The sequence below is a fragment of the Micromonospora sp. NPDC003197 genome (assembly GCF_053590565.1).
The window spans coordinates 1-14,038 of record NZ_JBSFTE010000033.1; the positions used below are offsets into that span (position 1 = coordinate 1).

Consider the following 14,038-nt stretch of genomic DNA (forward strand, 5'->3'; position numbering starts at 1 on the left):
GGTCGCAGAACCAGATACCGGAGACCTCTTCAGTTGTCGATCACCGCCACGCCGTGACCTTGATCAAACCCACCACTTCTGAAACACGCCTTAGTCATGCGACTGAGGTGGGGTGGGCGCATCGGCGAGGCGACGAGGCTGATCGTCAGCGATTTGGTAGTTGCACCCGACGTCGCGTAATCTCTACTTCGCGTCCGGCCTATTTTGGCTGGGCGAGCATCGTAACCACCAAAGACCGCTGGTCACCGTGCTTCGGCACGGTCGAAGGTCCCGTTTCGACGGGCGGCCCGCGCAGGGGGAGCGGTTAGCGTACTCGATCATTTTTATTTGATCATGTCGCCCCGTGCGCCCTGCGCCGGGGCGTTTCTCGTTGTGCCGGTTCCTTCACTACCGACTCCGACGGTAACCAGCCCGGAGTATTGAGAGAGGAGGGACATGGCGGACAAGCCGGTTCGGGCCGACAAGGCCACTGCCGTCGCTGAGCTGACCGAGCAATTCCGTAGCTCGGAAGCCACCGTGCTGACCGAGTACCGCGGCCTGACGGTCGCTCAGCTCACCCAGCTACGGCGTTCGCTAGGTCGGGAGACGACCTACGCGGTCACCAAGAACACGCTGGCCAAGCGCGCTGCGGCGGACGCTGGTATCGACGGCCTCGATGAGCTGTTCACCGGTCCTACCGCGCTGACCTTCGTCTCCGGCGATGTCGTCGAGGCGGCGAAGGGCCTGCGCGAGTTTGCGAAGGCCAACCCGAAGCTCGTCATCAAGGGTGGCGTCTTCGAGGGCAAGGCCATCACCGCGGCAGAGGTCACCAAGCTTGCCGACCTCGAGTCCCGTGAGGTGCTGCTGGCCAAGCTGGCTGGCGCGATGAAGGCCAACCTGGGCAAGGCTGCGGCCCTGTTCCAGGCGCCGCTGTCCAAGACCGCCCGCCTGGCGGCTGCCCTGCAGGACAAGCGCGAGAAGGAGGGTGCTGAGCAGGCCTGACGGCCGGCTCAGCACCACCGGATCATTCTTTTTCAGAAGATTCAGGAAAGGACGCCAGACATGGCGAAGCTCAGCACCGACGAGCTGCTCGACGCGTTCAAGGAGATGACGCTGATCGAGCTGTCGGAGTTCGTGAAGCAGTTCGAGACGACCTTCGAGGTCACCGCTGCCGCCCCGGCCGCGATGATGATGGCCGCTCCGGGTGGCGGTGGCGCTGCTGCCGAGGCCGAGCCGGAGAAGGACGAGTTCGACGTCGTCCTCGAGGCCGACGGTGGCAAGAAGATCCAGGTCATCAAGGTCGTGCGTGAGCTGACCGGCCTGGGCCTGAAGGAGGCCAAGGACGTTGTCGAGGGCGCGCCGAAGGCCGTCCTGGAGAAGGTCAACAAGGAGACCGCCGACAAGGCCAAGGCCAAGCTCGAGGCCGAGGGCGCCAAGGTCACCCTCAAGTGACCTGACGCACACCGCGTCGACGCGGGCGGGGATCCGGCGCCGGATCCCCGCCCGCGTTGCTGTGTGGAGCATCCCGGGCACCTTTGATGATCAGGGCGTTGGTACTTTGTCACCGTTCTGCGGTGAGTCGTTGGCGGCGAAACCGTAGACGGAGCAACGTCTTCACCCGAATACCAGCCCTTGACGTGAGCCCTCACCGACAGGCACGCTGGGACCAGCAAGACCTTCCGCGCTTGCAACGGCCAACGTCTGGGTATGCACAGCGGCAGCTACATCGCCGCCGCAGCCAAGGCGGCCCAGCGGGAAACGCCGCGTTCTGAGCGGCCCCGGGAGCACCCTTACGGGTGTCCGGAGGCACGTTCCGCGACGTCCTGCGGGGGTGGGCTGGACAGCGGTTAGCCACTCGGCTACACTGCTAGTTTGCGCTGCCTTCCGACTTGCCCCTGCTCGGAATGTCCGTTTCTTGGCATTTGGAGTGGGGCCATTGGAGTGCACGCGTAACAGCCGTTTTGCAGCACCGGTCCTCGGAAGGACGCATCTTGGCAGCTTCCCGCCCTGCGAAGACCAGTCGTACGTCGAGCGCTTTCGCTCCCCGCCGAATCTCGTTCGGCAGGATCACCGAACACCTCGAGGTCCCCAACCTCTTGGCCATCCAGAACGAGTCATTTGACTGGCTGGTCGGCAACGAGGCTTGGCAGGGCCGGTCGGCTGACGACCCGCACGCTCGCTCGGGTCTCGCGGAGATCCTCGACGAGATCAGTCCCATTGAGGACTTCTCCGGCACTATGTCCCTGTCCTTCTCCGCGCCACGCTTCGACGAGGTCAAGGCCTCGATCGAGGAGTGCAAGGAGAAGGACCTGACCTACTGCGCCCCGCTGTTCGTGACGGCGGAGTTCACCAACAACACCACTGGTGAGATCAAGAGCCAGACGGTGTTCATGGGGGACTTCCCGATGATGACGCCCAAGGGCACCTTCATCATCAACGGCACCGAGCGCGTGGTGGTCAGCCAGCTCGTCCGGTCTCCGGGCGTCTACTTCGACAAGCAGCCGGACAAGACCTCCGACCGCGACCTCTCCAGCGTCAAGGTGATCCCGAGCCGGGGTGCCTGGCTGGAGTTCGACATTGACAAGCGCGACACCGTCGGTGTCCGCATCGACCGTAAGCGCCGCCAGGCAGTCACCGTGCTGCTCAAGGCCATCGGTTGGACCGCCGAGCAGATCCGTGAGCGGTTCGGCTGGTCCGAGCTGATGATGACCACCCTGGAGAAGGACCACATCGCCGGGGTGGACGAGGCGCTGCTCGACATCTACCGCAAGCTGCGGCCGGGTGAGCCGCCGACGCGGGAAAACGCCCAGACCCTGCTCGACAACCTCTTCTTCAACCCGAAGCGGTACGACGTCGCCAAGGTCGGTCGTTACAAGTTCAACAAGAAGCTCGAAGTCGACGTTCCGATCACCACCGGCACGCTGACCGAGGACGACATCGTCGCCACCGTGGAATACCTCTGCCGGCTGCACGCCGGCGAGGAGGGCTACGAGGCGGACGACATCGACCACTTCGGCAACCGGCGGCTGCGTACCGTGGGCGAGCTGATCCAGAACCAGGTTCGGGTCGGCCTGTCCCGGATGGAGCGGGTCGTCCGCGAGCGGATGACCACCCAGGACGTCGAGGCGATCACGCCGCAGACCCTGATCAACATCCGTCCGGTGGTGGCGGCGATCAAGGAGTTCTTCGGCACGTCGCAGCTGTCCCAGTTCATGGACCAGACCAACCCGTTGGCGGGTCTGACCCACCGGCGCCGGCTGAGCGCGCTCGGCCCCGGCGGTCTGTCCCGGGAACGGGCCGGCTTCGAGGTCCGTGACGTGCACCCGTCCCACTACGGCCGGATGTGCCCGATCGAGACGCCGGAAGGCCCGAACATCGGTCTGATCGGCGCGCTCTCCACCTTCGGACGGGTGAACCCGTTCGGCTTCATCGAGACGCCGTACCGCAAGGTCGTCGAGGGCCGGGTCACCGACCAGATCGACTACCTGACCGCAGACGAGGAAGACCGGTTCGTCAAGGCGCAGGCCAACGCTCCGCTGAAGAGCGACGGGCAGTTCGCCGAGGACCGGGTCCTGGTTCGTCGGAAGGGCGGTGAGGTCGACTTCGTCGCCCCGACTGCGGTCGACTACATGGACGTCTCGCCGCGCCAGATGGTGTCGGTCGCGACCGCCATGATCCCGTTCCTCGAGCACGACGACGCCAACCGGGCACTGATGGGCGCGAACATGCAGCGCCAGGCGGTGCCGCTGGTCAAGGCGGAGGCGCCGCTGGTCGGTACCGGTATGGAATACCGGGCCGCCGTCGACGCCGGCGACGTGGTCGTGGCCGAGGTCGGTGGTGTGGTCGAGGACCTGTGCGCCGACTACGTGACGGTGCACCAGGACGACGGACACCGCCGTACCTACCTGTTGCACAAGTTCCGCCGCTCCAACGCCGGCTCCTGCGTCAACCAGAAGCCAGTCGTCTTCGAGGGGGACCGCGTCGAGGCCGGTCAGGTCATCGCCGACGGGCCGTGCACCGACGAGGGCGAGATGGCGCTCGGGCGTAACCTGCTCGTGGCGTTCATGACCTGGGAGGGCCACAACTACGAGGACGCGATCATCCTGTCGCAGCGCCTCGTGCAGCAGGACGCCCTCACCTCGATCCACATCGAGGAGCACGAGGTCGACGCCCGCGACACCAAGCTGGGTCCGGAAGAGATCACCCGCGACATCCCGAACGTCAGCGAGGAGATGCTGGCTGACCTCGACGAGCGGGGGATCATCCGGATCGGTGCCGAGGTCGTACCCGGCGACATCCTGGTCGGCAAGGTCACGCCCAAGGGGGAGACCGAGCTGACCCCGGAGGAGCGGCTGCTCCGCGCGATCTTCGGTGAGAAGGCGCGTGAGGTGCGGGACACCTCGCTGAAGGTGCCGCACGGTGAGAGTGGCACGGTCATCGGGGTCCGGACGTTCTCCCGGGAGGACGGCGACGAGCTGCCGCCGGGCGTCAACGAGCTGGTCCGGGTCTACGTCGCGCAGAAGCGGAAGATCCAGGACGGTGACAAGCTCGCCGGCCGGCACGGCAACAAGGGTGTCATCTCCAAGATCCTTCCGGTCGAGGACATGCCGTTCCTGGAGGACGGCACGCCGGTCGACATCGTGCTCAACCCGCTCGGTGTGCCGAGCCGGATGAACATCGGTCAGGTGCTGGAGACCCACCTCGGCTGGGTGGCCAAGACCGGTTGGAAGGTCGAGGGCGACGACGCCGAGTGGAAGCGGGCCCTGCGCGCGATCGACGCCGACGAGTCGGTGCCGGACACCAACGTGGCGACGCCGGTCTTCGACGGTGCCAAGGAGGCAGAGATCTCCGGGCTGCTCTCGTCGACCCTGCCCAACCGGGACGGCAAGCAGCTGATCGGCGCGAGCGGCAAGGCGCAGCTCTTCGACGGACGTTCCGGCGAGCCGCTGCCCGACCCGATCGCGGTCGGCTACATCTACATCCTCAAGCTGAACCACCTGGTCGACGACAAGATCCACGCGCGGTCGACTGGCCCGTACTCGATGATCACGCAGCAGCCGCTGGGTGGTAAGGCGCAGTTCGGTGGCCAGCGGTTCGGCGAGATGGAGTGCTGGGCGATGCAGGCGTACGGCGCCGCGTACGCCCTGCAGGAGCTGCTGACGATCAAGTCCGACGACGTCCTGGGCCGAGTCAAGGTCTACGAGGCGATCGTCAAGGGCGAGAACATTCCCGAACCGGGCATCCCGGAGTCGTTCAAGGTGCTGCTCAAGGAGCTGCAGTCGCTGTGCCTCAACGTCGAGGTGCTCTCCAGCGACGGCGTGGCCCTGGAGATGCGCGAGACCGACGACGAGGTTTTCCGGGCCGCGGAGGAACTCGGCATCGACCTGTCCCGGCGCCCGAACGAAGGCGTGAGCAGCGTCGACGAAATTTAGCGGGCGTGTCCGGGGTGGGTCACCACCCCGGACACCCGTCGGACCTAGAACCCAACCGAGCAACGAAGAGGGATAGGACCAAGTGCTCGACGTCAATTTTTTCGACGAGCTCCGCATCGGGCTGGCCACCGCGGACGATATTCGGCAGTGGTCGCACGGTGAGGTCAAGAAGCCCGAGACGATCAACTACCGCACCCTGAAGCCGGAAAAGGACGGGCTCTTCTGCGAGAAGATCTTCGGTCCGCAGCGGGACTGGGAGTGCTACTGCGGTAAGTACAAGCGGGTCCGCTTCAAGGGCATCATCTGTGAGCGCTGCGGTGTCGAGGTGACTCGTTCCAAGGTGCGTCGTGAGCGGATGGGCCACATCGAGCTGGCCGCGTCGGTCACGCACATCTGGTACTTCAAGGGCGTGCCGAGCCGGCTGGGCTACCTGCTCGACCTGGCACCGAAGGATCTCGAAAAGATCATCTACTTCGCGTCGTACGTGGTCACCAGCGTGGACGCCGAGGCGCGTCACCGCGACCTGTCGACGTTGGAGAACGAGATCCTGGCCGAGAAGCGCCAGGCCGAGAACAGCCGCGACTCCGAGATCGAGAAGCGGGCCGCCAAGCTCGAAGCCGACCTGGCCGAGCTGGAGGCCGAGGGTGCCAAGGCCGATGTGCGGCGCAAGGTCAAAGAGGGCGGCGAGCGCGAGATGCGCCAGATCCGCGACCGGGCGCAGCGCGAGATCGACCGGCTGGACGAGGTACTCGACACCTTCCGCAAGCTGGAGCCGAAGCAGCTGGTCACCGACGAGCTGCTCTACCGCGAGCTGCGCGACCGGTTCGGTGAGTACTTCACCGGCGGGATGGGTGCCGAGGCGATCAAGGCGCTGGTCCAGAACATGGACCTGGATGCCGAGGCCGAGCACCTGCGCGAGACCATCCGTAGCGGTAAGGGACAGCGGAAGATCCGGGCGCTCAAGCGGCTGAAGGTCGTGGCGGCGTTCCTGAACACCCGCAACTCGCCGCTCGGCATGGTGCTGGACTGCGTACCGGTCATCCCGCCGGACCTGCGCCCGATGGTGCAGCTCGACGGTGGCCGCTTCGCGACCTCGGACCTGAACGACCTCTACCGCCGGGTCATCAACCGCAACAACCGGCTCAAGCGCCTGATCGACCTGGGTGCCCCGGAAATCATCGTCAACAACGAGAAGCGGATGCTGCAGGAGGCCGTCGACGCGCTGTTCGACAATGGCCGCCGTGGCCGTCCGGTCACCGGTCCCGGTAACCGGCCGCTGAAGTCGCTCTCCGACATGCTCAAGGGCAAGCAGGGCCGATTCCGGCAGAACCTGCTCGGTAAGCGCGTCGACTACTCCGGCCGTTCGGTCATCGTGGTCGGCCCGAAGCTGAAGCTGCACCAGTGCGGTCTGCCCAAACAGATGGCGCTGGAGCTGTTCAAGCCGTTCGTGATGAAGCGACTGGTCGACCTCAACCACGCGCAGAACATCAAGTCCGCCAAGCGGATGGTCGAGCGGCAGCGGCCGGTCGTGTGGGATGTGCTGGAAGAGGTCATCGGGGAGCACCCGGTGCTGCTCAACCGGGCACCGACCCTGCACCGACTGGGCATCCAGGCCTTCGAGCCGCAGCTGGTCGAGGGCAAGGCGATCCAGATCCACCCGCTGGTCTGCACCGCGTTCAACGCCGACTTCGACGGTGACCAGATGGCGGTGCACGTACCGCTCTCCGCCGAGGCCCAGGCCGAGGCGCGGATCCTGATGCTGTCGTCGAACAACATCCTGAAGCCGGCCGACGGCAAGCCGGTCACCATGCCCACCCAGGACATGGTCATCGGTCTCTACCACCTGACCCACCTCACCCCGGGCGGCATCGGCGAAGGCCGGACGTTCAGCTCGGACGCCGAGGCGCGGATGGCCTTCGACAACGGCGAGCTGCACCTGCAGACGCCGGTGAAGATCCGGCTCCGCAACGTCATCGGCGTGGACAACGGTGCCGGTGCCCAGCCGTGGACCGCTCCGGAGGAGTGGAACCCGGGTGAGCCGCTGATCGTGGAGACCACGCTGGGTCGCGTGTTGTTCAACGAGACCCTGCCGGACGGCTACCGGTTCGTGAACTACGAGATCCGTAAGGGTCAGCTCTCGGCGATCGTCAACGACCTCGCCGAGCGCTTCCCGAAGGTGGCGCTGGCCGCTACCCTCGACGGGCTCAAGGAGGCCGGTTTCCACTGGGCCACCTGGTCCGGCGTGACGATCGGCATGGAGGACGTCATCGCGCCTCCGCGTAAGCCGGAGATCCTGGACCGGTACGAGAAGGAAGCCGACCGGATCGACAAGCAGTACCAGCGGGGTCTGATGACCGCTGAGGAGCGTCGCGGCGAGCTCATCGAGATCTGGACCAAGGCGACCAACGAGATCGCCAAGGAGATGGAGACCGCGCTTCCGCAGGAGAACCCACTGTGGAAGATGATTAACTCGGGTGCCCGAGGTAACCTGCTCCAGCTCCGGCAGATCGCGGCGATCCGTGGTCTGGTGGCCAACCCCAAGGGTGAGATCATCCCGCGGCCGATCAAGGCCAGCTACCGGGAGGGTCTGTCCGTACTGGAGTACTTCATCTCCACGCACGGTGCCCGTAAGGGTCTGGCCGACACCGCGCTGCGTACCGCCGACTCGGGTTACCTGACCCGTCGTCTGGTCGACGTCTCGCAGGACGTGATCATCCGGGAAGAGGACTGCGGCACCGACCGTGCCATCCCGATGCAGGTCGGCGAGTACATCGACGGCAAGCTGGTGGTGCACGAGCACGCCGAGACCGGGGTGCACGCCCGTACCCTGGCCGACGACATCAAGGGTGCCGACGGCAACCTGGTGGTCGAGCGGGGCTCGGACCTCAACTCCGTACTGGTCGACAAGCTCGTCGCGGCCGGGGTCGAGACGGTCCGGGTCCGGAGCGTGCTCACCTGCGAGTCGAAGCTGGGCGTCTGCGCGGCCTGCTACGGCCGTTCGCTGCCGACCGGCAAGACCGTGGACGTCGGCGAGGCGGTCGGCATCATCGCCGCCCAGTCGATCGGTGAGCCCGGTACTCAGCTGACGATGCGTACGTTCCACACCGGTGGTGTCGCCGGTGAGGACATCACGCAGGGTCTGCCGCGTGTCACGGAAATCTTCGAGGCCCGGGTACCCAAGGGCAAGGCGCCGATCGCCGACACCCCGGGGCGCGTCCGGATCGAGGACGGCGAGCGGTCGCGGAAGATCATCGTGGTGCCGGACGACGGCAGCGACGAGATCGTCTACGACAAGATCTCCAAGCGGGTACGGCTGCGTGCCCACGACGGCGATCACGTCGAGGTTGGCGAGAAGCTCACCGAGGGCACCATCGACCCGCACGAGCTGCTGCGGATCCTCGGCCCCCGGGCGGTCCAGGTCCACCTGACCCAGGAGGTCCAGGAGGTCTACCGGTCGCAGGGTGTGCTCATCCACGACAAGCACATCGAGATCATCATCCGCCAGATGCTCAAGCGGGTCACGGTGATCGATTCCGGCTCGACGGAGTTCCTGCCGGGTGTGCTGGTCGACCGGGCGCTGTTCGAGTCGGAGAACCGTCGACTCGTCTCCGAGGGCGGCGAGCCCGCCGCCGGTCGTCCGCAGTTGATGGGTATCACCAAGGCGTCGCTGGCCACCGACTCGTGGCTGTCGGCGGCCTCCTTCCAGGAGACCACGAGGGTGCTGACGGACGCGGCGATCCACGCCCGCAGCGACTCGCTGATCGGCCTGAAGGAGAACGTCATCATCGGTAAGCTCATCCCGGCCGGTACGGGCATCAGCAAGTACCGCAACGTCCGGGTGGAGCCGACCGAGGAGGCGAAGGCCAAGGTCTACTCGATGACCGGATACCCGGAGACCGACTACGGGTTCGGGCCGGCCAGCGGCCAGGCAGTGCCGCTGGACGACTTCGACTTCGGGTCGTACCGCTAGGCAAAACCGCGCCAGGCGCCCCACACCGACGATGTGTGGGGCGCCTGGCGTCTTTGTAGGCTGATCGGGTGGAGATGATGCCGGTGACCGTTCCCGGCCAGCCCTTACGTCATCCGCTCGACCCGGACCCGGTCCGGTCGAGCAAGTCCCGTACGGTGTTCGCCCTGGGGTTGGTGGCCGTCCTGACCGGGTTGCTGGTGGGTGGGATCGTGCCGGCGACCCTCGCCCTACTGCTCGCCCGCCAGGCCCGGCGAGATGCATACGCCTCGGGTGGTTACCTCACCGGTGCCGTCTGGATTCGCCGAGGTGAGCGGCTGGCCTGGGCCGCTGTCGCGTTGGCCGCCACAACAGTGGTGATCGCGGCAGTCATGGGCGTGGTGAACCTGGCGGAAAACCCCGGCGGGCAGGACTTCGCGCCATCCGTCGACTAGTCGGCGGCGGTAGCCTGACTCGGGTACTCATCGCAGCGGTGGTCAGAGGGAGACGTTCGTGACGGAAGAGGCACAGCCATCGTCAGCGGACGAACCGGACCGCCGGCCGCCGGAGGCATCGGAGGAGCGTCGGCCTCATCAGCATGTGCCGACGTACGGGCCGCCGGTTGGGGTTCCCCCGGTTGGGGGGCCGCCGGTTGGGGGGCCGCCGGCTCCCGGTTCGGGACCAGCACAGGCCGGTCACCCTGGGCGTGGCTGGGTGCCGCCGCCACCACGTGAAGCGTGGCATGCTCCGCGCCGGGTGGAGACGGTGCCGGGCACACCATTCGGCATGGTGCATCTCGACGTGCCGCCGATGACCTCCGGGCTGGCGATCGGTGCGTTGGTGGCCGGGGTCGCCTCCGTACTCGTCTCGTTTCTGGTGGCGTGCTTCGGTCTGGCCGGGGCGTCGGAGGGCTGGGGTGCCTGGGCGGCTGGTGCCTTCGCACTGCTCGGTGTGCTCTCCGGGGGCGCGGCGATCGTGCTTGGTCTACTCGGCCTGCGACAGATCCGGCGTGTGGCACCGCCGCCGGCGATCCGGTTCCGTGGCCGAGGACTGGCGGTCGCCGGCCTGAGTTGCGGCGGTACGGGCCTTGGCATCACAGTGCTTGCGTTCCTGGTCGCACTGCTTCTTCAGGTGGGCTGAGTGTCGCCAGGGGCGCTGAGTCGGTGCTAGGGGAGGCCCGGTAGACTGGCCAACCGGAGTCGCTCACTGCGGGTAGGACGGCAGCGCGGGCGGGCCGAAGGGTGGCTAGGCGGTCACCAGGACCCCCGTTTTGACCTGTGCGCCCATGGTGGGTACTCTTTTCCCTTGCGCCCGGGCCTGCCTGGGCAGCTCGTGCGTGCGCTCGGGCCGGGGATTTGGCCACGGAGCAGTACCACACAAAGTCATAACCAGGCTTTCGGTCGCGATAACAACCGAGGAGCCGGAAAAGTCCGGTACGCGCGCGCGAGCGTCGCACCGGCACGCGGAGGGGCGACACGCCCGACCGCGGGTGCCGGGAACCCGCAAGGGACACCTGGCCGGAATGTAGGAGAGCCGTCCAGCCGGGCGGCTATGACGACACGGCGCGGCCGCTGAGGAGCGGCCGAAGGGAGCGGAGAAACCCGGTGCCCACCATTCAGCAGCTCGTTCGCAAGGGCCGCCAGGCCAAGACGAGCAAGACGAAGACACCAGCCCTGAAGGGCAGCCCGCAGCGGCGGGGCGTGTGCACGCGTGTCTACACCACCACCCCCAAGAAGCCGAACTCGGCGCTGCGCAAGGTCGCCCGTGTCAAGCTCAGCAGCCAGGTCGAGGTGACCGCCTACATTCCGGGCGTCGGTCACAACCTGCAGGAGCACTCGATCGTGCTGGTTCGCGGTGGCCGGGTGAAGGACCTCCCGGGTGTGCGCTACAAGATCGTGCGCGGCTCGCTGGACACCCAGGGCGTTCGTAACCGTAAGCAGGCGCGTAGCCGCTACGGCGCGAAGAAGGAGAAGAGCTGACATGCCGCGTAAGGGCCCTGCTCCGCGTCGGCCGCTGGTCGCTGACCCGGTATACAACTCGCCGCTGGTCACCCAGCTGGTGAACAAGATCCTGCTCCGCGGTAAGCGTCAGCTCGCCGAGCGCATCGTCTACGGCGCCCTTGAGGGCTGCCGCGAGAAGTCGGGCACCGACCCCGTCGTCACCCTCAAGCGGGCGATGGACAACGTGAAGCCGACCCTCGAGGTGCGTAGCCGTCGCGTCGGTGGCGCGACCTACCAGGTGCCGGTCGAGGTGCGCCCGGCCCGGGCGACCACCCTCGGACTGCGCTGGCTGGTCACCTACTCGAAGGCCCGTCGCGAGAAGACCATGGTCGAGCGCCTGATGAACGAGCTGCTCGACGCGAGCAACGGTCTCGGTGCCGCCGTGAAGCGGCGCGAGGACACTCACAAGATGGCCGAGTCCAACAAGGCCTTCGCGCACTACCGCTGGTAAACCGGCTACTTCTCGACCCGCCGCCTGGGAGACCGGGCGGCGGGGCGGAGAAGGAAGACCGCAGGCTCGAGACGACGATGAAGAGGGATTGAAGTGGCCGCCGCAGACGCGCTCGCCAAGGTACGCAATATCGGCATCATGGCGCACATCGATGCCGGCAAGACCACCACTACCGAGCGGATCCTGTTCTACACCGGCATCACGTACAAGATCGGTGAGGTCCACGAGGGCGGTGCCGTCATGGACTGGATGGAGCAGGAGCAGGAACGCGGTATCACCATCACCTCCGCCGCCACCAAGTGCGAGTGGAAGGGCCACACGATTCAGATCATCGACACGCCCGGCCACGTCGACTTCACGGTCGAGGTCGAGCGGTCGCTGCGCGTGCTCGACGGCGCGGTCGCGGTGTACGACGGCGTTGCTGGCGTGGAGCCGCAGACGGAGAACGTCTGGCGGCAGGCTGACAAGTACAACGTCCCGCGGATGTGCTTCGTCAACAAGCTTGACCGGACCGGCGCGGACTTCTTCCGCTGCGTCCAGATGATGATCGACCGGCTGAACGCCACGCCGCTCGTCCTGCAGGTCCCGATCGGGGCCGAGTCCGACTTCATCGGCGTCGTCGACCTGATCGAGATGCGGGCGCTGACCTGGCGCGGCGAGACCCAGAAGGGCGAGGACTACGCGGTCGAGGAGATCCCGGCCGAGTTGACGGACCTTGCCGCTGAGTGGCGGGAGAAGCTGCTCGAGACCCTGGCCGACGTCGACGACGCGATCATGGAGAAGTACCTCGAGGGCGAGTCGCTCACCGTCGAGGAGATCAAGACCGCCATCCGGCGGGCGACGATCGCCGGCAAGGCAAACCCGGTCCTCACCGGTACCGCGTTCAAGAACAAGGGCATCCAGCCCATGCTCGACGCGGTTGTCGCCTTCCTGCCGTCGCCGCTGGACATTCCGGCCATCGAGGGCACCGCCACCGACGGTGAGACCCCGATGCAGCGGAAGCCGTCGGTCACCGAGCCGTTCTCCGGCCTGGCCTTCAAGATCCAGACGGACAAGCACCTCGGCAAGCTGACCTACGTGCGGGTCTACTCCGGCAAGCTCGAGTCCGGTTCCCAGGTGATCAACTCCACCAAGGACCGCAAGGAGCGCATCGGCAAGATCTACCAGATGCACGCCAACAAGCGTGAAGAGCGCGCCAGTGCCCAGGCGGGTGACATCATCGCCGTGCAGGGTCTCAAGCAGACCACCACCGGTGACACCCTCTGCGACCCGGCGAACCCGGTCATCCTGGAGTCGATGACCTTCCCGGAGCCGGTCATCGAGGTCGCCATCGAGCCGAAGACCAAGGCTGACCAGGAGAAGCTGGGCACCGCCATCCAGCGCCTGGCGGAGGAGGACCCGACCTTCCGCGTCAAGAACGACGAGGAGACCGGGCAGACCGTCATCTCCGGCATGGGTGAGTTGCACCTGGACATCCTCGTCGACCGGATGCGGCGCGAGTTCAACGTCGAGGCCAACATCGGTAAGCCGCAGGTGGCGTACCGCGAGACCATCCGCCGCAAGGTGGAGAAGGTCGAGTACACCCACAAGAAGCAGACCGGTGGTTCGGGCCAGTACGCCCGGGTCATCGTCAGCCTTGAGCCGTTGCCGCTGGACAACGAGGCGGCGACCTACGAGTTCGCCAACGCCGTCACCGGTGGTCGTATCCCGAAGGAGTTCATTCCCTCGGTGGACGCCGGCGCCCAGGATGCGATGCAGTACGGCATCATGGCGGGCTTCCCGCTGGTTGGTGTGAAGCTGACGCTGCTGGACGGTCAGTACCACGAGGTCGACTCGTCGGAAATGGCGTTCAAGATTGCTGGTTCGATGGTGCTGAAGGAGGCGGCTCGCAAGGCCGACCCGGCGCTGCTCGAACCGATGATGTCGGTCGAGGTCACGACGCCCGAAGAGAACATGGGTGACGTGATCGGCGACCTGAACTCCCGCCGCGGCATCATCCAGGCCATGGAGGAGCGCCACGGTGCGCGCATCGTCCGTGCTCTGGTGCCGCTGTCGGAGATGTTCGGCTACGTCGGGGACCTGCGGTCCAAGACCCAGGGCCGGGCTAGCTACAGCATGCAGTTCGACTCCTACGCCGAGGTACCGCAGAACGTGGCGAAGGAGATCATCGCGAAGGCGACGGGTGAGTGAGCATCGAGCGAAGCGAGGAGCGGAGCGAATCCGGAGTCGA

At 66.3% G+C, this 14,038-nt stretch carries 9 protein-coding genes; all 9 read left to right on the top strand.

Annotated elements, in window-relative coordinates; translation table 11 throughout:
- Positions 1-435 precede the first annotated feature (435 nt).
- The 9 genes from rplJ (at position 436) to fusA (ending at position 13,998) form a co-directional block, all read left to right on the top strand.
- Positions 436-981 (top strand): 50S ribosomal protein L10, encoded by a 546-nt coding sequence (gene rplJ / locus ACWDV4_RS26755; RefSeq protein WP_184534376.1) that lies wholly within the window; start codon positions 436-438, stop codon positions 979-981.
- Positions 982-1,041: 60 nt separating this feature from the next.
- Positions 1,042-1,431 (top strand): 50S ribosomal protein L7/L12, encoded by a 390-nt coding sequence (gene rplL / locus ACWDV4_RS26760; protein ID WP_184534375.1) that lies wholly within the window; start codon positions 1,042-1,044, stop codon positions 1,429-1,431.
- Between the two features lie 539 nt (positions 1,432-1,970).
- On the top strand, positions 1,971-5,411 hold the full coding sequence (rpoB, locus tag ACWDV4_RS26765) for a DNA-directed RNA polymerase subunit beta (protein WP_449984115.1): 3,441 nt from the start codon (positions 1,971-1,973) through the stop codon (positions 5,409-5,411).
- An 82-nt stretch (positions 5,412-5,493) separates the two neighbouring features.
- Positions 5,494-9,381 carry a DNA-directed RNA polymerase subunit beta' gene (locus ACWDV4_RS26770; RefSeq protein WP_449984118.1) on the top strand — a complete coding sequence of 1,296 codons (3,888 nt, stop codon included), beginning with the start codon at positions 5,494-5,496 and terminating at the stop codon, positions 9,379-9,381.
- Positions 9,382-9,455: 74 nt separating this feature from the next.
- The gene (locus ACWDV4_RS26775) at positions 9,456-9,812 is read left to right on the top strand and encodes a hypothetical protein (RefSeq protein ID WP_449984273.1); all 357 of its coding nucleotides are present in this window, start codon (positions 9,456-9,458) and stop codon (positions 9,810-9,812) included.
- 310 nt (positions 9,813-10,122) lie between these two features.
- Complete coding sequence (locus ACWDV4_RS26780; RefSeq protein WP_449984121.1) at positions 10,123-10,497, top strand: hypothetical protein; 375 nt, start codon at positions 10,123-10,125, stop codon at positions 10,495-10,497.
- A 464-nt stretch (positions 10,498-10,961) separates the two neighbouring features.
- Positions 10,962-11,336 carry a 30S ribosomal protein S12 gene (rpsL, locus tag ACWDV4_RS26785; RefSeq protein WP_111215584.1) on the top strand — a complete coding sequence of 125 codons (375 nt, stop codon included), beginning with the start codon at positions 10,962-10,964 and terminating at the stop codon, positions 11,334-11,336.
- Position 11,337: 1 nt separating this feature from the next.
- Positions 11,338-11,808: a 30S ribosomal protein S7 gene (gene rpsG, locus ACWDV4_RS26790; RefSeq protein ID WP_212823082.1), complete on the top strand. Its 471-nt coding sequence runs from the start codon at positions 11,338-11,340 to the stop codon at positions 11,806-11,808.
- A 93-nt stretch (positions 11,809-11,901) separates the two neighbouring features.
- On the top strand, positions 11,902-13,998 hold the full coding sequence (gene fusA, locus ACWDV4_RS26795) for an elongation factor G (RefSeq protein WP_449984125.1): 2,097 nt from the start codon (positions 11,902-11,904) through the stop codon (positions 13,996-13,998).
- Positions 13,999-14,038: the final 40 nt, after the last annotated feature.